Source organism: Thermoactinospora rubra, from assembly GCF_002093975.1.
GTDB classification, from domain to species: domain Bacteria; phylum Actinomycetota; class Actinomycetes; order Streptosporangiales; family Streptosporangiaceae; genus Nonomuraea; species Nonomuraea rubra_A.
This window is the reverse complement of the sequence record NZ_MSZZ01000010.1, coordinates 274,882-294,914: the sequence shown is the minus strand read 5'-3', so window position 1 is coordinate 294,914 and position 20,033 is coordinate 274,882. Positions and strand designations below refer to the sequence as shown.

Sequence of the window (20,033 nt, the reverse complement as noted above, 5' to 3'; positions counted from 1 at the left end):
AGCCCGTCAAGATCTTCAGGACACTCCTAGCCGATTTGGTTGTCCACATAGCACCAGCGCCAGGACTCGCCCGGCTCGAACGACTGCACCACCGGGTGCCCCTCGGCGCGGTAGTGGGCGGTGGCGTGCTTGTTGGGCGAGGAGTCGCAGCAGCCGATGTGCCCGCAGTCCAGGCAGCGCCGCAGGTGCACCCACTTGCTCCCGATGGCCAGGCACTCCTGGCAGCCCTCCGGAGTCCGCGCGGGCGGGTCCCCGGCCTTGGAAAGATGCTCGCAAGTTGTCATGAGAAGAAGATTACGCACTAGAGCTAGATTCCAATTCGGTCGCGCCTATTGATCGGGGGACTGCTGACGTGGACTCTTTCCTCTACGGGGGAGTGATGTAGGCCACAGTCTGCGAGGAGCTGCCCCGTGCTCGACGTGCGCAACCTGGAGGTCGTCTACGACGACGTCATGCTGGTGCTGCGGGGCGTCAGCCTCACGGTGCCGCGGGGCTCGATCGTGGCCCTCCTCGGCGCGAACGGCGCGGGCAAGACCACCCTCCTGCGCGCGCTCTCCGGGCTCCTGGACGTGCACGACGGTGAGATCACCAAGGGGTCGATCACGTTCGACGGCGAGCCGATCCACCACCTCAAGCCCGCCGAGATCGTCAAGAGGGGCGTCAGCCAGGTGATGGAGGGCCGCCGCATCCTGGCCGAGCTCACCGTGGAGGAGAACCTCCGCGTGGGCGGGCACACGGCCCCCAAGGACCTGGCCGCCAACCTCGAGCGGGTCTACGGCCTGTTCCCCGTGCTCAAGCGGCGCAGCAAGAGCGTCGCGGGCTACCTGTCCGGCGGCGAGCAGCAGATGCTCGCGGTGGGCCGGGCGCTCATGGCCGGCCCCAAGTGCCTGCTGCTCGACGAGCCCAGCCTCGGCCTGGCCCCCGCGATGGTCGCCCAGATCCGCGACCTCATCGTCGAGATCAACAAGCAGGGCACCACGGTCCTGCTCGTCGAGCAGAACGCCACCATGGCGCTGGCCATCGCGGGACACGGCTACGTCATGGAGACCGGCAAGATCGTGATGGACAAGCCGGCCGCCGAGCTGCTGGCCGACGAGGACATCAAGGAGTTCTACCTCGGCCTGGGCGCCGAGGGGGCCGCACGGTCCTTTCGCGAGGTCAAGCACTACAAGAGGCGGAAAAGATGGCTGTCTTGACCTTCCGTGAAGTCTCCCTGCGCTTCGCCGGGGTGAAGGCGATCGACGGGGTCTCCTTCGAGGTGGACGACAAGGAGCTGTTCGCCGTCATCGGGCCCAACGGCGCGGGCAAGACCTCGATCTTCAACGTGCTGTCCGGCGTCTACCGGCCGCAGGAGGGCCAGGTCACCTTCCTGGGCCAGGACCTGCTGCGCAGGCGCCCGCACGAGATCGCCGCCCTCGGCATGGCGCGCACCTTCCAGAACGTCGAGCTCTTCCACAACCTCACCGTCCTGGACAACCTCATGCTCGGCCGCCACCACCACTTCCGGTACGGCGCGCTGTCGGCCGTCCTGTGGTACGGCAGAGCCCGCCGGGCCGAGCTGGAGGCGCGCGCCAGGGTCGAGGACATCGTGGACTTCCTGGAGCTGGAGGCCTGGCGCCGCCATCCGGTGCGGCTGCTGCCGTACGGGATCCAGAAACGTGTCGAGCTCGGCCGCGCGCTGGCCATGGAGCCCAAGCTGCTGCTGCTGGACGAGCCGGTCGCCGGCATGAACCTGGAGGAGACCGAGGACACGGCCCGGTTCATCCTCGACATCCGCGACGAGCTGGGCATCCCCATCGTGCTCGTCGACCACGACATGGGCCTGGTCATGGACCTGGCAGACCGGGTGCTCGTGCTCGACTTCGGGCGCCCGGTCGCGCTGGGCACACCGGCGCAGGTGCAGCAGGACCCCAAGGTCATCGAGGCGTACCTGGGAGGGGCGGCATGACCACCGCGACGATCACCGGTTCACAGACCATCGTCACCCGGATCCAGGAGCGGGCGCGGCGGACGCCCGGCGCGGTCGCGATGCGGCACAAGGACTACGGCGTCTGGCAGGAGATCGCCTGGTCGGAGTACTGGACCAACGTCGAGCTGGTCGCCCACGCGCTGCTCGCGCTGGGCGTGGAGGCCGGCGACCGGATCGCCGTCCACTCGGAGAACCGGCCGGAGTGGCTGTACGCCGACCTCGGCACGGTCGCCGTCCGCGGCATCACCGTGGGGCTCTACCCCACCAACCCGGCGGCCGAGGTCGCCTACCTGCTGTCGGACTCCGGCGCGAAGATCCTCATCGCCGAGGACCAGGAGCAGGTGGACAAGGCGCTGGAGGTGATCGACGAGTGCCCCGCGCTGGAGCGCATCGTCTACATCGAGCCGCGCGGCATCCGCGGCCGCTACACCGACCCCAGGCTGCTGCACTGGGACGAGTTCCTGTTCCTGGGCCTGGAGCACCGCGACGCCCACCCCGACGCCCTGGCCGAGCGCATGGCCCAGGCACAGGGGTCGGACGTCGTGACCCTCATCTACACCTCCGGCACGACCGGGCCGCCCAAGGGCGTCATGCTCACGGTCGACAACGTCGAGTTCGCGATCCGCACGCTCATCCTCGGCGGCGGCTTCACCTCGCCGCCGCCCTCCGAGCGCGACCTCATCCTCAGCTACCTGCCGCTGTGCCACGTGGCCGAACGCGCCTTCACCGTGTGGTTCAACGCCGCGGCCGGGGTGCAGGTGAACTTCGCCGAGTCCATCGAGACCGTCCAGGCCAACCTGCGCGAGGTGCAGCCGACCATCCTCTTCGGCGTCCCGCGGATCTGGGAGAAGGTGCTCGCCCAGGTCACCATCAAGCTGGAGTCGGCCTCCTGGCTCAAGCGCGTGACCACGCGGTTCTGGCTGCGGGTCGCCGACCGGATCGGCGACGAGCTGGTGCGGACCGGCGGCACCCACACCGCGTGGACGCGCGTGCGGTACGCCGTGGGCTGGCTGCTGTGCTACCGCGCGCTGCGCGAGCGGCTGGGCATGCGCCGCGTCCGCTACGCCGCCTCCGGCGCCGCGCCGATCGCGCCCGACGTGCTGAAGTTCTTCATGGGCATCGGCGTGCGCATGCACGAGGTGTACGGCATGAGCGAGAACACCGCCATCGCCACCGCCAACCGCCCGGGCAGGGTGAAGCTCGGCACGGTCGGGGAGCCCCACCCGGGGGTGGAACTGCGCATCGACGAGCAGACCGGCGAGATCCTCACCCGGCACCCCGGCACCTTCGCCGGCTACTGGGGCAAGCCCGAGGCCACCGCCGACGTCGTCGACGCCGACGGCTGGCTGCACACCGGCGACGTGGGCGAATGGGTCGACGGCACGCACGTGCGCATCACCGACCGGATGAAGGACATCATCATCACCGCGGGCGGCAAGAACGTGGCGCCCAGCGAGATCGAGAACGCGCTGAAGGCCTCGCCGTACATCAAGGAGGCCATCGTCGTCGGCGACCGCAGGCCGTACCTGACGGCGCTGATCGGCATCGAGATGGACACGGTGGGGGAGTGGGCGCGGCGGCGCGGCCTGCCGTACACGACCTACCGCGACCTGTCGGACAAGCCCGAGGTGCGGGAGCTGGTGCAGGGCGTGGTCGACTCGGTGAACTCGCGCTTCGCCCGCGTGGAGCAGATCAAGCGCTTCTCCTTCCTGCCCAAGGAGCTCGACCACGAGGACGGCGAGCTGACCGCCACGCAGAAGGTCAAGCGGCGGGCCATCGCCAAGCTCTTCGAGGAGCAGGTCGAAGGGATGTACAGGTGAAGGGGTTGCTGGAGACCCTGGTCAGGGGGCTGGGCAACGGCTCGGTCTACGCCCTGCTGGCGCTGGGCTTCGTCATCATCTACAAGGCCACGCGGGTGATCAGCTTCGCGCAGCCCGCGCTCATGCTCGCCGGCGCGGTGGCGGTCAGCTATCTGGTGGAGGTCACCGGGTTCTGGCTCGCGGTGCCGCTGGCCGCGCTCATGATCGCGCTGCTGGCGCTGGGGATCGAGCGGGTGTGCATCCGGCCCATGGTCGGGCGGCCGGTGTTCGTCGTGGCGATCATCACGCTGGGCGTGGACGTGGTGGTCCGCGTGGTGGTCAACGCCTTCATCGGGCGCGACGTGCGGCAGATGGGCGACCCGTGGGGCTTCGACCAGGTCTCGCTCGGGCCGCTGGTGGTGCAGCAGCGCTGGCTGGCCATGTTCGGGGTGACCGCCGTGCTGGTGGCGCTGCTGTTCGCGTTCTTCCGCTACACCAGGTACGGCCTGGCCATGCGGGCGGCGGCCTACGACCAGGAGACCGCGCTCGCCCAGGGCGTGTCGGTGGGGGCGGTCTTCGCCATGTCGTGGGCGCTGGCCGGGTTCCTGGCCGCCATCGCCGGGATGTTCGTCGGCACCGGGCAGGGCGTCGAGCAGACGAGCTGGATCATCGCGCTCAAGGCGCTGCCGGCGATCATCCTGGGCGGCCTCGACTCGCTCGGCGGCGCGGTCGTCGGCGGGCTGACCATCGGGATCGTGGAGTCGCTGTTCCAGAGCTACCAGGGTGAGTACGCGCCGTGGCTGGGCCAGAACTTCGCCGTGGTCTCGCCGTACGTGGTGATGCTGCTGGTGCTGCTGGTGCGGCCCTACGGGCTGTTCGGCACCAGGGAGGTGGAACGGGTATGACGGTCGCCCGTGACATACCGACCAGCCGGTCTCGGGCGCGCCGGGTCCGCGGCAGGCCCCTGCTGTACACCTCCTACGCCCAGGACATGGCGCTGCTGGACACCACGGCCAAGCGGGCGTGGACGTTCGTGCTGGTGGTGCTGGCCTTCTCGCTGGCCGCGATCCTGCAGGACCGGTCGCTGGAGGTGCTGGCCGGGGCCTACGTCATGGCCATCGGCGCCATCGGGCTCAACATCGTCTCGGGCTACGCGGGGCAGATCTCGCTCGGGCACGCCTTCTTCGTCGCGATCGGCGCCTACACCGCCGCCGCGCTGTCCGGGCCCGTCGACGGGCGCACCATCGGGTTCGGGCTGGCCGAGATCTGGATCTGGCTGCCCGCGGCCGGGGTGGTCGCGGCCGTCTTCGGCGTGATCGTGGCGCCGCTGGCGGCCCGGCTGCGCGGGCTGTACCTGGCCGTCGTCACCCTCGGCCTGGTCTTCCTCGGCGAGCACGTCTTCAAGGAGTGGAAGTCCCTGACCGGCGGGCCGGGCGTGGGCCGTGAGGCGGCCGTCCCCGAGCTGTTCGGCATCCGGCTGAACGAGGACGGGCCGCTGGGCACCGGCGAGCAGACCATGTACGTGCTCACGCTGGCGCTGCTCATCGTCTTCGCGCTGGCCGCGCGCAACCTCGCCCGCTCGCGCATCGGCCGCGCCTTCGCCGCGATCCGCGACCGCGACATCGCCGCGGAGGTCATGGGGGTGCCGTTGACGCGGTACAAGGTGCTGGCGTTCGGCATCTCGTCGTTCTACGCCGGATGCGCCGGGGCCCTGCTGTACAGCATCACCGGGTACGTCGAGCCGGGCTCCTTCAGCCTGCTGCTGTCGGTGCAGTTCATCGCCATGGTGCTCATCGGGGGCGTCGCGACGGTGTCGGGGTCCATCATGGGCGCGCTGTTCATCGTGCTCATCCAGCCGCTGACCAGGTCGCTGCCCGCCCTGCTGCCGGTGATCAGCTCCGACACCACCGTCACGCCCAACGTCTACCAGGTCGAGACCGTGCTGTACGGCCTGCTGATCATCCTGTTCCTCGTCTTCGAGCCGCGCGGGCTCTTCGGCATCTGGATCCGCGCGCGCACCTACTGGAAGAGCTGGCCCTTCTCTTACTAGGAGATCTCAATGAAAAGCCGCGCTCTAGTCGGATATCTCGCCATTGCGGCCCTTCTGTCCGGATGCGGCGCCCTGCGGGGAGGCGACGAGGAGGCCAGGACGGGCGCGGTGACCACGGGCGTGACCAGGGAGCCCTGCCCGATGGCCGTCGACAAGAACAAGGGCTGCATCTACCTCGGCACCGTCTCCGACCTCACCTCCGGGCCCTTCGCGGCGCTGGCCGTCCCCATCACCGAGGCCCAGAAGGCCTTCTGGAGGCGGGTCAACCAGGCGGGCGGCATCGGCGGCAAGTACGAGGTCGACGTGCAGGCCTACGTCCGCGACAACAAGTACAACCCAGAGGTCCACCGGCAGGTCTACAACGAGATCAAGGACAAGGTGCTGGGCCTGGCGCAGACCCTCGGCTCGCCCACCACCGCCGCGATCATCGGCGACCTGCGCGCCAACAACGTCGTCTCGGCTCCGGCCTCCTGGACCTCCGCGTGGGAGTTCGAGGACGTCATCATCGAGACCGGGTCCAACTACTGCGTCGAGTCGATGAACTCGGTCGACTACGCGATGGAGGTCTACAAGCCCAAGAGCGTCATGGCGGTGCACCTCGCCGGCGACTACGGCGCCGACGCGGCGGCGGGGGCCAAGGCCGCGGCGGAGAAGAACGGGCTGACCTTCACCGACGTGGAGACCCCGCCCGGCGCCAACGAGCAGGGGCGCGCCATCAACGAGATCACCAAGAAGAAGCCGGACCTGGTGATCCTCACCACGGGGCCGGCGGACGCGGCGACGATCATCGGCCAGGCCTACGCGGCCGGCTACCGGGGACGGTTCATCGGGACGGGGCCCACCTGGAACCCGGCGCTGCTGAAGTCGCCCGCCGCCCAGGCGATGAAGGAGCTGTACGAGCAGTCCTCGCCCGGCAAGCCGTGGGACGCCGACACCCCGGGCCACAAGGCGATGCGCGACGCGCTCGGCAACGTCACCCCCAACGACGGCTACACCTCGGGATGGGCGTGGTCCTACCCGATGAAGGCGGCGCTGGAGAAGATGGTCGCCAGCGGGGACATCAGCCGCAAGGGGCTGCTGGCGGCGGTCAAGTCGCTGTCGACGGTCGACTACGAGGGGATGCTGCCGCCGGAGGCGGGGAACTTCGCGGGCGACCCGAACGCGGCGACGTTCCGGCAGACCCTGATCAACAAGGTCGACGAGACGGCGCCCACCGGCGTCCGGACGGTCAAGGACTTCTTCACCGGGCCGACGGCGCAGGCGTACACCATGGACGGGCCCTGCTTCGAGAAGCTCTGATCGGTCCGGGTGGGCGGGCGACTACCCGCCCACCCGCTCCGTTATGCGATAAGAAGTGGCATACTCTGGTCATGGCCCTCTCGCAGCCCGATGACCCTACCGTCAAGAAATCTGTGACGCTGCGTCGCTCGCTGGCTGAAGAGATCGAGCGGAGAACCGGTCCTCGTGGCTTCTCGCGGTTCGTCGATCAGGCGGCCGAGTACGGCCTGGCGCTCCTGAAGGCCGAGGAGATCGTCGCCGACCACGAGCGCAGGGCCGGCCCCTTGAGCGAGGAGGTCATGGAGGAGGCGAGGAGAGCGTGGTCCGGCGAGTGAGGTTCGCCGACGTCCCGTTTCCCGCCCCGCTGTTCGTCCTGGATGCCCAGCCGTTCTCGCTGCTCGGTGAGGACGATCCCCGTGTCGTCGCACGCATTGCCGTGGCGCGGGAGGAAGGATTTATTCCGGCTATCAGCACGGTGACGCTGGCCGAAGTGCGCCGCACCGGGAAGGTGGCAAGGCGGCTCATCTGGCAGCGAGCCCATCTCACGGTGCTTCCCGTCACGGAGGTGGTCGCCGACCTGGCCGGCCTCCTGCTGGAGGATGCCGGGTTGGACGGGCACGAGTGCGTGGTCGACGCCCTGGTGGTCGCGTGCGCGGCGGCGGGTCCCGGTCCGGCGAAGGTGGCTTCGAGCGACGGATCGCACATTCCGAAGCTTGTGGCGGCCGCCCGGCTTCGCCGGGACTCGCCTATCGGATTCGTTCCGGTCTAGCGAGGTTCGCGGCAGGGCGAGAGAACACTCGCTCACTGCGTACCGCCGGGACGCTCGTGAAGGCGGCCGACCGCAGGCGCGCGGCGGGCGGAGGATCGCACAGGAGTTCGAACCGCTTGTACTGCTCGGACCGGATCGCGCTGGCGCCGTCGGTGAACTGCCGGAACCCGGCGAACTGCGCCGGGCGCATCGTGGCGACCATCCGGAACAGCGACGCCGCACGCTCGAAGACCGCGACCGCACGGTCGACGCGCGCCGCGCAGGTCTCCGGGTCGCCGTCGCGCAGCGCTCCGATGGCCGCCCGCAGCTCCGAGACGATCGTGGTGAAGACCATCTCTGGTGACCGATTTTTACCGACTTCTGGTTATAAATGCCTTCCATCCGGCTTGAGCTCCGGACATGAAAGAGCGGCGGCCGCCGTGGGCGGCCGCCGCTCACCGTGCTCACGCCTCACGGCCGGATCTCGTAGACGAGGTTGAACGCCGACCGCGTCGCCACGCGGAAGCGCGTGAAACCGGCCTCGGTGACCAGCTCGCGGACCGCCGCCTCACCGGCCTGCGCGCCCAGCGCGTAGCCGCCCGGCTGCGACAGGGCGTTCGGCACGCACAGGAACGTGGAGGCGCTGTAGTACAGGCGGCCCACCGGGGTGAAGTTCTCCTCGACCTTGTCGGAGGCGAACGGTTCCACCAGCAGCCACGTGCCGTCCGGAGCCAGCGCCTGGCGGATCCGCTTGGCGGCGCCGAGCGGGTCGCCCATGTCGTGCAGGCTGTCGAACATCGCAACCAGGTCGTAGCCGGTCCCGGTGAAGGACTGGGCGGTGGCGACCTCGAAGGTCACCCGGTCGCCGAGCCCGGCCTCCGCGGCCCGCCGGCGCGCCAGGGCGATCGACTCGGCGTGGTAGTCCGAGCCCGCGACGCTGGTGCGCGGATAGGCCTCGGCCAGGAGGATCGAGGAGGAGCCGAGGCCGCAGCCGACGTCGGCCACCCGGCCGCCTGCGGTGAGCTTCTCCTCCACCCCGTCCAGCGCGGGGATCCAGGTCGGGACCAGCTCGGCCACGTACCCGGGACGGAAGAAGGCGTCGACGCCGACGAAGACGTCCTCGTGGTGCTCGTGCCAGCCGACGCCGGCGCCCGTGCGGAAGGCCTCGGTGATGCGCGGCTCGGCACGCAGCGCGCCCAGCGCGGAGAGGAAGGCCGCCGGGACGTTGGGTCCGTTGGGATCGGCCAGGCAGAACGCCTGCTCCTCGGTCAGCGAGAACTCGCCGGTCGCCGGATCGTAGCCGACGTATCCGCCCGCGGCCTGGCCGCGCAGCCACTCGGTGAGGTAGCGCACGTGGCACCCGGTGCGCTCGGCGAACTGCTCGGGCGTCGCCGGCGCCTTGGCCAGCTCGCGGTAGAGCCCGAGCCGCTGCCCGACCACCACCGAGCCGGCGGCGTCGGTCGCGGCCAGGTCGGCGGTGACCTGCCCCAGGAACTCCATGACCTTGTTATGGTCCATCTTCGGTCTCCTTCGATCTGCCGGCTCGTGCCGGCCTCGAAGACACGCTCGCCGCCGGCCCTGTCACGGCGCTGTTCCGGCGCTGTTGTGGTGCTTTGCGGTACTGCCGGCGCCGTGACAGGGGCGGCCGGGCTTCCGCCGGGTCCCCGTCGCGGGGCATGCTGGACGACGGAGGGACACGATGGGAACCGGGCACGCGCCGCCGTCGGTTCGGGTGGAGGCGCTCGGGCCGCTGCGGCTTGTCGTCGACGACGCCCCGGTGGAGGTGCCGGGGCCGAAGCGCCGCGCGGTGCTGGCCCTGCTCGCCCTCGCCGAGGGCCGGGTCGTGACCGTCGACGACCTCGTGGACGCGCTGTGGCCCTCGGAGGTGCCCGAGTCGGGCCGCCAGGCCCTGCACAACCACGTGTCCCGGCTGCGGGCCCACCTCGGCCCGGCGGCGGCCCGGCTCGAAAGGCGGCACGACGGCTACCGGCTCCAGCTCGAACCCGAAGACCTGGACGTGACCCGCGCGCGGGCGTTGCTCTCCGGCGCCCGTACGGCACGGCAGCGCGACCCGGCCGGCGCGCTCGCCCTCCTGCGGGAGGCCCACGGGCTGTGGCGCGGCCCCGTCCTGGCCGACCTCACCGACGTCGTGCCGATCGCCACGGCTGTGGAGGGCATCGCGCAGTTGCGCCGCGAGGTGACCGACGCGCTGGTGGACACCGCGGTCGCCGCGGGCCGGGCGGAGGAGGTCCTGAACCTGGCCGCCGCGTCCCTGGCCGCCGACCCGCTGCGCGAGCCCTCGGTCCTGCTGCTGATGAGGGCGCTGGCCGCCGCCGGGCAGCCGCCGGAGGCCCTCGCCGTCGCGCGCGAGTACCGGCGCAGGCTGGCCGAGGAGACCGGCCTCGACCCGACCCCGGCCCTGGGGGAGCTCGAGCGCGACGTCCTCACCGGCGCCGCCGGCCCCGCGCCCGCCAGGCGCGAGGCGCCGGCCCGGCCCTCGACCCGGCTGTTCGGCCGCGAGGCCCAGGTGGGGGCGCTGCACCGGCTGCTGGCCTCCGAACGGCTGGTCACGCTCGTCGGGCCGGGCGGCGTGGGCAAGACCCGGGTCGCCCTGGAGGTGGCCAGGGAGAGCGACGAGGCGGCGGTGCTCCTCCTCGCCCCCGTCACCGATCCCGCCGCCATCCCGCACGCGTTGGCCGCGGCGCTGAACCTGAAGGTCGTGCGGGGGGACGTGCTGGCGGCGTGCTTGGCCGTACTGGCGGACCGCCCCGGCCTGCTGGTGGTCGACAACTGCGAGCACCTGCTCGACGCGGTCCGCGACACGGTCGACGCGATGCTGGCCTCCTGCCCCCGCCTGACCGTGCTGGCCACGAGCCGGGAACCGCTGGGCCTGGCGGCCGAATGGGTCTCCCGGCTCGCGCCGCTCCCCCTGCCGCGCGCCGGCGAGGAGCCGTCCCGGGTGCCGTCTGTGGAGCTCTTCCTCGATCGCGCCGGCCGCGTCCGCCCGGGCCACCCGCCCACCCCCGACGAGCTCGGCACGGTGGCCGACATCGTGTGCCGGCTGGACGGCATGCCCCTGGCCATCGAGCTGGCCGCCGGCCGGCTGTCCACCTTCTCCCTGACCGACCTGCGCAACCGCCTCGACCGCTTGCTCGACCTGCTCGGCGGCGGCCGGCCCAGCGGTGACGCCCGGCACCGGACGCTGCGCGCCACCATCGAGTGGTCCTACCAGCTCCTGACGGACGGCGAGCGGCGGCTGTTCAGGAACCTGGCGGTCTTCGTCGACGGCGTCGGCCTGGAGACCGCCGAACGGCTCGCCGCCGACCTCGGCCTGGACGGCGACCCCGGAAGCGCGCTGGCCCGCCTGGTCGACGCCTCCATGATCGACGCCCGGTTCGGCGAGTGCGGCACCCGCTATCACATGCTGGAGACCCTGCGGGCCTACGGGCTGGACCGGCTGGCAGCGGCCGGTGAGGACGAGGCGGCCGCGGAGCGCATGCTGCGGTGGGCCGTGGAGCTGGCCGGGTGGCTCGGCGACGCCATGACCACCGACCGCGAGCCCGAGGCCGACGCCGTGCTGCGCCGGGAGCTGGCGAACCTGCGGGAGGCCTGGCGGCTGGCGCGCGGCCGGGGCCGTCTGGACGAGGCCGTCTCGATGATCGTCGGGCTGTTCCCGGCCATCGCCTACCGCGACCTCATCGAGATCCGCGCCTGGGCCGAGGAGCTGGCCGCCGATCCGGCCCTTCCCGCCCATCCGCGCGCGGCGGCCGTGCTGGGCACGGCGGCGGAGGCCACCTACCACCGGGGCGACTACCGGCGGGCCGACCGGCTCTCCCGGGCGGGGCTGGAGCTCGCGCGCGACAAGGAAGGGCTGTGGCACTGCCTGACCGTGCTGTCGAACGCCGACCTGGCCCGCGGCGCCTACGCCGAGGCCGTCGAGCACTCCATCGCGGCGAGCGTCGTGGCCGAGCGGCCCCGCGAGAACCTCGGGCTGGCCGCCCTCGCCACCGCCTACGCCGGAGACCTGGAGGAGGCCCGGAGGCTGAACGACCGGGGGCTGGCGGGCGCCGCCTCACCCTCGATGCGGTCGTGGAGCTGCTACGTCGCCGGGGAGATCGAGAGCCTCGCCGGCCGCAGCGAGCCGGCCGAGCAGTACTACATCCGCGCGATCGACCTGGCCCGTACGGCGGGCGCCCCCTTCCTGGTGGGCATCGCGACCGTCGGCCTGGTCTCGGTCCGCGGCGCGGCGGGGCACGTCCCGCAGGCGCTGCGCGGCTACCGCGAGGTGATCGACTACTTCGCCCGCAGCGGCAACTGGACCCACCTGTGGACCACCCTGCGCAACCTCGCCGCCCTGCTGCGCCGGCTCGGCGACGAGGAGCCGGCGGCGCTCATCGACGCCGCGGCCGACCAGGCTCCGGACGCTCCCGCCGTGGACCGGCCGCCCGCAGCCGAGCCGCCGCCGCCCGTGCCGGTTGTCGACCGGGCGGCGATCCTCGATGCGGCCAGGCAGGCGATCGAGCGGCACCTCACCGGCTCATGACGGGCGACCGGCAGGCCTCGGCGAACGACTCGCAGGACACCCACGCCGTGTAGAGGCCGATCCCCAGGGCGGCGATGAGCCCGGCCGTCTGGGTCTCCTGCGCCGCCAGCGCCCGCACCTTCCGGGCAGCCGTCTCGGCGTCGAGTTCGAGGTCCAGCGCGAGCCGGTGGTCGGGCGTCGCGATCGGGTAGCCGGGCGGGAAGACGCCGAGGCTCGCGTTGAGTTCGCGCCAGCGCGCGGCCCGCCGCCGCGAGAACGTGGCGTACAGCAGGCGCGCTCCCGGCGGCGCGGCGCGTTCGAACGCCGCGGTGGCCCAGGCCGAGGCCGCCTGGTGGTCCGGGTGACCGGTGATGCCGTCCGGGCCGAAGGTCACCACGGTGCCGGGGCGCACCCGGTCGATGATCTCGCCGAGCCGCGTCACCGCGTCGGACGGGGGAACCTCCGCGCACGCCCCGTCCCGGTAGCCGAGCCAGTGGTGCTCGGTGACGCCGAGGATCTCCAGGCAGCGCGCCAGCTCCCGGGTCCTGGCCGCGGCCAGGCGGTGCGGCGGCCACTCGACGGGATCCGGCGTGCCCAGCTCGCCGCGGGTGGCGGTCACGCAGACCACCCGCGATCCGTGGTCGCGCGCCATCGCCATCAGGCCGCCCGACAGGTACGCCTCGTCGTCGGGGTGCGCCCAGATCCCCAGGACGGTGCCCAGATCCCTCATCATCCGGCCTTCCCGGTGAGCATCGTGTGCAGGGCCAGCCCCGCGGCGCAACACGTGACGGCGAGCGACCACAGGGCGCCGGCTCCGGCGGCGTCGACCACGAGGCCGCCGAACAGCGCGCCGGCGGCGGACCCCAGGTGCACCGCCGAGCTGTTCAGCGCGAGCAGCAGGGGCGGCGGGCCGCCGCCCGAGCCGATCAGCCGGTGCTGCTGCGCGGGGATGAACCCCCAGGCCGCCAGCCCCCACCCGGCCACGACCGCCAGCGTGCCCGCCGCCGAGGTGGCGAGGAGCGGGAGCGCCCAGAAGCCGGTCGCCAGCAGGGACACCGTCAGCACGACCACCCGCCGGGCGCCGCTGCGGTCGGCCGCGGCCCCGCCCCACCAGGTGCCGGCCATGCCGCCGACGCCGAACGCCCCGGCGGCGACCCCGAGCGCGACCGGCGCCGCCGCCAGCAGCAACGGGAGGTAGGTGTACATGCCGAAGGAGGCGGTCATCACCAGGAACGTCACGCCGAGCACTCCGGCGACGGCCGGGGAGCCCAGGGGGCGCAGCCGCTCGCGCAGGCTCGCCCGCGTCAGGCGGCAGGATCCGCCGGCTCCGGTGCGCAGCAGGGCCAGGACGGTGACCGCCGCCAGCGCGGCGACCAACCCGAACGCCGCGCGCCACGACAGCGCCGAGGCCAGCAGCATCCCCAGCGGGGTGCCGGCCACCATGGCGGCCGACGTGCCGCCCAGCGCCCGGCCCCGGTGGCTCGGCGGCACGGCCTCGACGGCCGCGGCTCCGGCGGCGGGCACGTAGACCGACGCGGCGAGCGCCGCCATCCCGCGAGCGGCCAGCAGGACGGGAAACGACGGCGCCAGGGCCGACAGGACGCTCAGCGTCCCGAACAGGGCCATGGAGCCGATCAGCACGCGCCGCGCGGGCCGCGCGCTCAGCAGGGCGCTGAGCAGTACGGCACCGGTCGCGTACGTCACGGCGAACACCGTCACCGTCAACCCGGCGGCGCCCGCCGTGACACCGAGGTCGCGGGCGATGCCGCCGAGGATCCCGGCGGCGACGAACATGTCCGTCCCGGTCGTGAACGCACCGGCGGCGAGCGCCGCGACGGCCGCCCACCCACGACGGCCCCCGGCGTGCCGGTTCTCTATGTGCCGGCCTGCGTGCCGGTCGCCTGTGTCTCGGTCTCCTGTGTCTCGGTCGCCGGTGGCCGGTGCCACCGCGCCGCCCGCGTTCCCGCGCATCCGGCCCTCCCGCTCTCGACGGGTTCGATCGTCCGGGTGCCGGGTCGCAGCGCGCTACCACGGCGCTGTCCCGTCCAGGTGCCGCGGGCGCCCGCCGCGAAGGCGCGGGAACGCGGCGAGCCAGGGAGCGCCGCCGGGAGGGGCGGGCTCCAAGCGATCACCGAGCCCCTCCCGGTGCGGAGATCTTCCAACATTTTGCCCAGCCCCAAGCGGCTTTTCGCGTGATAATGAACCCATCCCCGGGCGAGGTTCCCATGCCCATCACCTGCCTTGCGTCCGTGGCGATCGAGTCGCCGTCGCTGTGGTCGATCGTCGAGCCCTTCGTGCCCTGGATCGGCTTCGGCTTCGCGGCGCTCCTGGTGCTCTGCGGGATCGTCATGGTGATCAGTCACGTCCTGCATGAGCGGCGCCTGCGCCGCCGTGCGCGCACGGCCAAGTAGCGAAGCCGCCCCGCCGTACGGCATGCGGAAGCATCGGCGCGAGCATTCGCGACAGAATAAGCGAGAATTCGTAATCGGAAATTTATTTCTTTATGCTATGCTGTCAGCATAAATCGGAATTGCTGGATAAAGTCCTTTCGTTACGACGGCGACGAAAGGGAATTCCGGCTCATGCATGACGAGCAGCCCAGCCAGACCGCGCTCATGGCCGCCGGGGGACGTGCCGCCCACCTGCTGGTCGACCAGGAACCCCACCTGTTCCACGACACCGTGGCCCTGCGGCTGCTGGGGGAGCGGGGCGAGGAGGTCGTGGGCTACCACCGCGCCTACGGCGACCACATCGTGCTGGCCGGCACCCGGGCGCAGGTGACCGCCCGCAGCGCCTACGCCGAACGCCACCTGGCCGCGAGGATCGGCGAGGGCGTGGCGCAGTACGTCATCCTCGGCGCGGGCCTGGACACCTTCGCCTACCGCACCACCCCCGCCGCCGGGCCGGCGATCTACGAGGTGGACCATCCGGCGACCCAGGCGTGGAAGCGCGCCCTGCTGGCGGCGGCGGGCCTGGCGCCACCGCCCGGCCTGGCCTTCACCGGCGTGGACTTCGAGACGGACGACCTGGTCCAGCGGCTGGTGGCGGACGGGTTCGACCCGGGCAGGCCCGCGGTGGTGAGCTGGCTCGGCGTGTGCATGTACCTCACACGCGAGGCGCTGGATGCGACGCTCGCGGCGCTCGGCGGGCTGGCGCCCGGCACCGAGCTGATCGCCGAGTACGCCCTGCCACCCGAGCTGCGCGACGCCCGCGGTGCCGAGTACGCGGCCTTCGCCCTGCCCGCCGCGGAGGAGCGCGGCGAGCCCTGGCTGAGCTTCTTCACGCCCGGGGAGCTGTCGGCGCTGCTGGAGCGGCACGGGCTGAGGACCGTCGAGCACGTACGGCAGGCCGACGCCGTCGACCCGGCGCTGTGGGCGCGCAAGGACGCCCTTCGCCCGGCCGACCTGTGCCGCCTCGTCCGCGCGGTGGTGGCGCGGCCGTAGATCGCGCCTGTCCGGCAGGCCGTTGGGTAGTGTCCGGGCATGAAGCGAATGCGTGCGTCCCTCATACTCGTCGCGGCGGCGGCCTTCCTGGCCGGCGGTTGCAGCGAGGTCAACAGCACGATCGACAAGGCGCAGGCGTGCCTGGAAGCCCCCAAGATCCTCCAGGAGCTCGGCGCCGAGATCGCCCGGCTCCGCGACGACCCCCAGGCGATGGACAAGGCGATCGACGACGCGGCCGCCAAGCTCAACAACCTGGCCGACAAGGCGTCCAACACCACGCTCAAGGAGGCGACGGACAACCTCGCCGGCGAGCTGAGCAAGATCAATGTGACCACGGCGAACGAGGCCGTGGACGCGGTCCAGAAGGTCGGCAGCGAGAGCGCCGCCTACCTGGAGCAGATCGCCAAGGCCTGCAGCTGAGCACGGCCGGGGTTCTCCACTCGAGGACGGGACCGGCATAGGTCCCGTCCTCGCGCCGCGTCACAGCTCGTCGGCGAGGTGGGCGGCCAGCAGGCCCGAGCCGAAGTCGGCGCCCGGGCGGCGCAGCACGCTGTGCGCGTGGGTGGCGTTGTTCTGCGTGTTGTCGTACTCGACGAGCAGGTCCCCGCCCTGGATGCGGTAGTAGTGCCCGAGCCCCCGGCGGGCCGGACCCGCCCACGCGAAGGCCAGCTCCCGCACGTCGAAGGCCGGACGCGCCTCCGGTGCCACACGGTCGGCGTAGACGGCGGCCAGCCGCCCGAGCAGGTCACGGGCGCCGACCCCCAGGTCGGCCCCCCGCACCCCGACCGGCTCCAGCGAGCGCTCCACCGCCGCGTCCGTCCCGGTGAGGATGTCCGGCGGCGCCGTGCCGTCGACGATCGCCACCGCCCGCTGCGCCGCGGTGAGCTCCCCGAGCAGTGCCCTGGCCAGCTCCTCCTCCAGCGGCAACGGCCGCACCACCGCCGCCGCCCCGCCGTACAGGACCGACGCCGGGCGCGCCCCCAGGAACAGCGGCGCCACCTCCACGCGCCCCTCGACCAGCGTCGCCGTGACCGACAGGTGGTGCCCCTCGAAGCGCCACGACCAGGCCGGCGAGTCCGGCGTCCCGAACAGCGCCACGAAGTAGTCGCCGCTGTGCCGGAAGCGCCGCCCGCCCTCGTCGAGGTCGAGCACCTCCTCCAACGCCATGATCGTGACCGCCTGGGCGAAGGCGTGCCGGTCCAGCGCGGACGACAGCAGCCGGTGCGCCAGCTTGCGCGCCCGCACGCCGAGCTCGTGCAGCGGCACCCCGGGCCGCGTCCCCGGCAGGTAGGTCCATTGCCGCCGACGCGGATCGTCGAAGGCGTGGAGCGCGCGCTCGCGCTGGGCATCGGTCAGCGAGCGGAGGAACTCGGCGGCGGTCGTCGGCATCACGCCTTCCAGCATGCCAATCCCGCGTTCTCGAGGGGAAAAGGGGCCCAACTAGCGTTGCCGATATGGATGGAAAGGAGCCGGATCCCCGCTTCACGCTCGCCAACGAGCGCACCTTCCTCACCTGGCTGAGCACCGCGCTGGCGCTCAGCGCGGGCGGCGTGGCGATGGCGGCGGTGCCCGCCGGGGTGTTCGTGCCGTGGATGCGCACGGCGCTGGCCGTCATGCTGGTCACGCTGTCCGCGCTGGCCGCCGGGATGGCCTACCCGCGCTGGCGCCACATCCAGCGCGCCCTGCGCCACGAGGCGCCGCTGCCGCCGCCCGCCCTGGCCGCGGTCTTCGGGTACGGCGTGGCCGCCGTGGCGGTGGTCGCGCTCGTCATGATCATCATGGCGGCGTGAAGGGCGGCGAGGCATGTCGGCCCAGATCTGGGATCCGGGGCTGCAGAGCGAGCGCACCCGCCTGGCGTGGGTGCGCAGCGCGGTGGCCATGGCCGCCGGGGGGATCAGCGCGGCGGGACTGGCGGCCAGGGCCGGGCTGCCGCCGGTCGCGGTGGCGGCGTTCGTGCTGACCGCGCTGTGCGGGGGAGTGCTGCTGGCCAGGACGGGCACGCGGTTCCGCCGGGTGCAGCGCGCCCTGCACAACGGCGAGCCGCTCGACGAGCAGGCCGACGTGCTGCTCGCCTGGCTGGGCACGCTGTCCCTGGTGGCCGGTGCGGCGATCTTCGTCCTGGTCCGGGCGTGAGCCGAGCTTGAAATGCCGCGGGGGAGGGGCGGACACTCGACATGGGGGTGAGGAACGTGGAGCAAGAACGCAGAACCGTTCCCTTCGAGTGTCAGCGGTGCTGGCACGTCTGGCAGGAGGACTACGTCGTCCAGCACACGGCGGACCGGCACGGCAACGACATCGAGGTGTGGCTGCGCGACGGGGTGCGGGTGCCGCCGCCGTCGGCCGAGGCCACCTGCGTCAAGTGCGGCTCCGCCAAGGTCACCACCTTCCCCGACGGGTACCTGACGCGCCACCCCGAGGCCGCCATGCCGGGGGAGCCGAGCCCGCTGGACGACGAGAGGCTGCGCAGCCCGGTCCCCCGCCGCATGCCGTGGATCACGTGAGCGTCAGCTGAGCCCCACCAGCTCGGCGTAGCCGGCGTTCCACAGGTCCTCGACGCCGTCGGGCAGCAGCAGCACCCGCTCGGGCCGCAGGGCCTCCACGGCCTGCTCGTCGTGGGTGACCATGACGATCGCGCCGCGGTAGGCGCCGACGGCCGCCAGGACCTCCTCGCGCGAGGCGGGGTCCAGGTCGTTGGTCGGCTCGTCGAGCAGCAGCACGTTCGCCCGCGAGCTGACGAGCCCGGCCAGCGCCAGGCGCGTCTTCTCGCCGCCCGACAGCACGCCGGCCGGCTTGTCGACGTCCTCCCCGGAGAACAGGAACGACCCGAGGATCGCCCGCGCCTCGCCGTCGGTCAGGTGCGGGGCGGCCTCGGCCAGGTGCCGGCCGACGGTCCGCGCCGGGTCGAGCGTGTCGTGCTCCTGCGCGAAGTAGCCCAGCCGCAGCCCCGGCCCGTGCACCACGCGCCCGGAGTCGGGGGCCAGCAGCCCGGCCAGGATCTTCAGCAGCGTGGTCTTGCCCGCGCCGTTGAGCCCCAGCACCGCCATCCGCGCGCCCCGGTCGACCGCCAGGTCGACGCCGGACAGCACGCGCAGCGGGCCGTAGGACTTGGCCAGGCTCACCGCCCCGAGCGGGATCCGCCCGCACGGAGCCGGCTCGGGCAGCCGGATCCTGGCCACCTTCTCGGTACGGCGGGCGGGCCCCGCGGCGGCCAGCATGCGGTCGGCGCGGCGCGCCATGTCCCTGGCCCGGGTCGCGGTCGAGGCGCGCGCCCGCATCCGGTCGGCCTGGGCGTGCAGGGCGGCGGCCTTGCGTTCCGCGGTGGCGCGCTGGCGGGCCCTGCGCCGCTCGGCGGCCCGGCTGTCGGCCAGGTAGGTCTCCCAGCCGGTGTTGTGCACCTCGATCGTGCGCAGGCCGGGGTCGACCCGCCACACCCGGTTGACGACCTCGGCGAGCAGCCCGGTGTCGTGGCTGATCACCACCAGCCCGCCGGGGTAGCCGGACAGGAACGAGCGCAGCCAGGCCACCGAGTCGCCGTCCAGGTGGTTGGTCGGCTCGTCGAGCAGCAGCGTGCCGGCCTCGGCGAACAGCACCCGGGCCAGCTCGACGCGGCGCCGCTGCCCGCCGGACAGGGCGCCGAGGGGCTGGTCCATGACGCGGTCGGGCAGGCCGAGCCCGGCCGCGACCCTGGCGGCCTTGGCCTCGGCGGCGTATCCGCCCCGCGCCTGGAACTCCGCCTCGGCACGCGCGTAGCGTGCCATGGCGCACTCGCCGGCCGTGGCCAGCTCCAGCTCGGCGGCACGCAGCGCGCGGACGGCGGCGTCCATGCCGCGGGCCGACAGGATGCGGGCGGTGACGGTGAGGGAGGGGTCGGCGGCTGCCGGGTCCTGCGGCAGGTAGGCGACCGGGCCGGTGCGGGTGACGGCGCCCGCGGCCGGGGCCGCCTGCCCGGCCAGGACCTTCAGCAGCGTGGTCTTGCCGGCACCGTTGCGGCCGACCAGGCCGACGCGGTCGCCGGGGGCGATGTGGGCGGTGATGCCCGACAGCAGCATACGGGCGCCGACGCGCACGTCGACGTCGCGGAAAGTAATCATGAAGTGACGCTCCGGACAAGCTCAAGGACACACGGATGGCGTGGAAGCGGGTGTCCTGGCTAAGAAGTCCGGATGGTCGGCATGGAACGCATGGTAGGCGGGCGGCGTGCCGTCCCGCATCCGGTTTTCCCGG

The 20,033-nt window shown here is 72.6% G+C and carries 22 protein-coding genes; 15 read left to right on the top strand and 7 right to left on the bottom strand.

Features of this window, described 5'->3' with window-relative positions:
* Positions 1–26: 26 nt before the first annotated feature.
* Positions 27–284: a ubiquitin carboxyl-terminal hydrolase 14 gene (locus BSB02_RS19940; protein WP_084960514.1), complete on the bottom strand. Its 258-nt coding sequence runs from the start codon at positions 282–284 to the stop codon at positions 27–29.
* Between the two features lie 126 nt (positions 285–410).
* Here BSB02_RS19940 and BSB02_RS19935 point away from each other — a divergent pair, with 126 nt between their 5' ends.
* The 8 genes from BSB02_RS19935 to BSB02_RS19900 all read left to right on the top strand — a co-directional run bounded on the left by BSB02_RS19935 (position 411) and on the right by BSB02_RS19900 (position 7,865).
* Positions 411–1,196, top strand: a complete 786-nt coding sequence (locus BSB02_RS19935; RefSeq protein ID WP_084960513.1) for an ABC transporter ATP-binding protein — start codon at positions 411–413, stop codon at positions 1,194–1,196.
* A complete protein-coding gene (locus BSB02_RS19930) occupies positions 1,184–1,948 on the top strand; it encodes an ABC transporter ATP-binding protein (protein ID WP_084960512.1) in 765 nt (254 codons plus the stop codon). The genes BSB02_RS19935 and BSB02_RS19930 overlap by 13 nt, the downstream gene beginning before the upstream one ends.
* Entirely contained in the window at positions 1,945–3,789 is a 1,845-nt protein-coding gene (locus BSB02_RS19925) for an AMP-dependent synthetase/ligase (protein ID WP_084960511.1), read from the top strand. The genes BSB02_RS19930 and BSB02_RS19925 overlap by 4 nt, the downstream gene beginning before the upstream one ends.
* On the top strand, positions 3,786–4,673 hold the full coding sequence (locus BSB02_RS19920) for a branched-chain amino acid ABC transporter permease (RefSeq protein WP_084960510.1): 888 nt from the start codon (positions 3,786–3,788) through the stop codon (positions 4,671–4,673). Before BSB02_RS19925 ends, BSB02_RS19920 begins: the two co-directional genes overlap by 4 nt.
* Positions 4,670–5,818 (top strand): branched-chain amino acid ABC transporter permease, encoded by a 1,149-nt coding sequence (locus BSB02_RS19915; RefSeq protein WP_084960509.1) that lies wholly within the window; start codon positions 4,670–4,672, stop codon positions 5,816–5,818. The genes BSB02_RS19920 and BSB02_RS19915 overlap by 4 nt, the downstream gene beginning before the upstream one ends.
* 9 nt (positions 5,819–5,827) lie before the next feature.
* A complete protein-coding gene (locus BSB02_RS19910) occupies positions 5,828–7,117 on the top strand; it encodes an ABC transporter substrate-binding protein (protein ID WP_084960508.1) in 1,290 nt (429 codons plus the stop codon).
* A gap of 113 nt (positions 7,118–7,230) precedes the next feature.
* A complete protein-coding gene (locus BSB02_RS19905) occupies positions 7,231–7,431 on the top strand; it encodes a hypothetical protein (RefSeq protein ID WP_240506530.1) in 201 nt (66 codons plus the stop codon).
* Positions 7,428–7,865, top strand: coding sequence for a PIN domain-containing protein (locus tag BSB02_RS19900; protein ID WP_240506529.1), 438 nt, complete (start codon positions 7,428–7,430; stop codon positions 7,863–7,865). Before BSB02_RS19905 ends, BSB02_RS19900 begins: the two co-directional genes overlap by 4 nt.
* Here BSB02_RS19900 and BSB02_RS19895 read toward each other — a convergent pair.
* Positions 7,843–8,199: a tryptophan 2,3-dioxygenase gene (locus BSB02_RS19895; RefSeq protein ID WP_084960505.1), complete on the bottom strand. Its 357-nt coding sequence runs from the start codon at positions 8,197–8,199 to the stop codon at positions 7,843–7,845. The genes BSB02_RS19900 and BSB02_RS19895 overlap by 23 nt on opposite strands.
* A 116-nt stretch (positions 8,200–8,315) precedes the next feature.
* Positions 8,316–9,362, bottom strand: a complete 1,047-nt coding sequence (locus tag BSB02_RS19890; RefSeq protein ID WP_084960504.1) for a class I SAM-dependent methyltransferase — start codon at positions 9,360–9,362, stop codon at positions 8,316–8,318.
* Between the two features lie 181 nt (positions 9,363–9,543).
* On the opposite strand from BSB02_RS19890, the gene BSB02_RS19885 reads away from it, so the two are divergent.
* Entirely contained in the window at positions 9,544–12,387 is a 2,844-nt protein-coding gene (locus BSB02_RS19885; RefSeq protein ID WP_084960503.1) for an AfsR/SARP family transcriptional regulator, read from the top strand.
* Here BSB02_RS19885 and BSB02_RS19880 read toward each other — a convergent pair.
* Both BSB02_RS19880 and BSB02_RS19875 read right to left on the bottom strand, forming a co-directional pair.
* Entirely contained in the window at positions 12,374–13,099 is a 726-nt protein-coding gene (locus tag BSB02_RS19880; protein WP_084960502.1) for a PIG-L deacetylase family protein, read from the bottom strand. The two genes, BSB02_RS19885 and BSB02_RS19880, sit on opposite strands and share 14 nt — an antisense overlap.
* A complete protein-coding gene (locus BSB02_RS19875) occupies positions 13,096–14,337 on the bottom strand; it encodes an MFS transporter (protein WP_084960501.1) in 1,242 nt (413 codons plus the stop codon). The genes BSB02_RS19880 and BSB02_RS19875 overlap by 4 nt, the downstream gene beginning before the upstream one ends.
* 254 nt (positions 14,338–14,591) lie before the next feature.
* Here BSB02_RS19875 and BSB02_RS40650 point away from each other — a divergent pair, with 254 nt between their 5' ends.
* The 3 genes from BSB02_RS40650 to BSB02_RS19860 all read left to right on the top strand — a co-directional run bounded on the left by BSB02_RS40650 (position 14,592) and on the right by BSB02_RS19860 (position 16,229).
* Positions 14,592–14,777 carry a hypothetical protein gene (locus BSB02_RS40650; protein WP_084960500.1) on the top strand — a complete coding sequence of 62 codons (186 nt, stop codon included), beginning with the start codon at positions 14,592–14,594 and terminating at the stop codon, positions 14,775–14,777.
* A 171-nt stretch (positions 14,778–14,948) separates the two neighbouring features.
* Positions 14,949–15,809: a class I SAM-dependent methyltransferase gene (locus BSB02_RS19865; RefSeq protein ID WP_084960499.1), complete on the top strand. Its 861-nt coding sequence runs from the start codon at positions 14,949–14,951 to the stop codon at positions 15,807–15,809.
* Between the two features lie 39 nt (positions 15,810–15,848).
* Entirely contained in the window at positions 15,849–16,229 is a 381-nt protein-coding gene (locus BSB02_RS19860; RefSeq protein WP_240506528.1) for a hypothetical protein, read from the top strand.
* 60 nt (positions 16,230–16,289) lie between these two features.
* On the opposite strand, the gene BSB02_RS19855 is transcribed toward BSB02_RS19860, so the two are convergent.
* Positions 16,290–17,198 carry a DUF3500 domain-containing protein gene (locus BSB02_RS19855; protein WP_143590915.1) on the bottom strand — a complete coding sequence of 303 codons (909 nt, stop codon included), beginning with the start codon at positions 17,196–17,198 and terminating at the stop codon, positions 16,290–16,292.
* Between the two features lie 65 nt (positions 17,199–17,263).
* On the opposite strand from BSB02_RS19855, the gene BSB02_RS19850 reads away from it, so the two are divergent.
* The 3 genes from BSB02_RS19850 to BSB02_RS19840 are packed head-to-tail and all read left to right on the top strand — an operon-like array spanning position 17,264 to position 18,310.
* Positions 17,264–17,599 carry a YidH family protein gene (locus tag BSB02_RS19850; RefSeq protein WP_084960496.1) on the top strand — a complete coding sequence of 112 codons (336 nt, stop codon included), beginning with the start codon at positions 17,264–17,266 and terminating at the stop codon, positions 17,597–17,599.
* Positions 17,600–17,612: 13 nt separating this feature from the next.
* The gene (locus BSB02_RS19845) at positions 17,613–17,942 is read left to right on the top strand and encodes a DUF202 domain-containing protein (RefSeq protein ID WP_084960495.1); all 330 of its coding nucleotides are present in this window, start codon (positions 17,613–17,615) and stop codon (positions 17,940–17,942) included.
* Positions 17,943–17,998: 56 nt separating this feature from the next.
* Positions 17,999–18,310, top strand: a complete 312-nt coding sequence (locus BSB02_RS19840) for a hypothetical protein (protein ID WP_143590897.1) — start codon at positions 17,999–18,001, stop codon at positions 18,308–18,310.
* A gap of 3 nt (positions 18,311–18,313) precedes the next feature.
* On the opposite strand, the gene BSB02_RS19835 is transcribed toward BSB02_RS19840, so the two are convergent.
* Positions 18,314–19,900, bottom strand: coding sequence for an ABC-F family ATP-binding cassette domain-containing protein (locus BSB02_RS19835; RefSeq protein WP_084960493.1), 1,587 nt, complete (start codon positions 19,898–19,900; stop codon positions 18,314–18,316).
* Between the last annotated feature and the right edge of the window lie 133 nt (positions 19,901–20,033).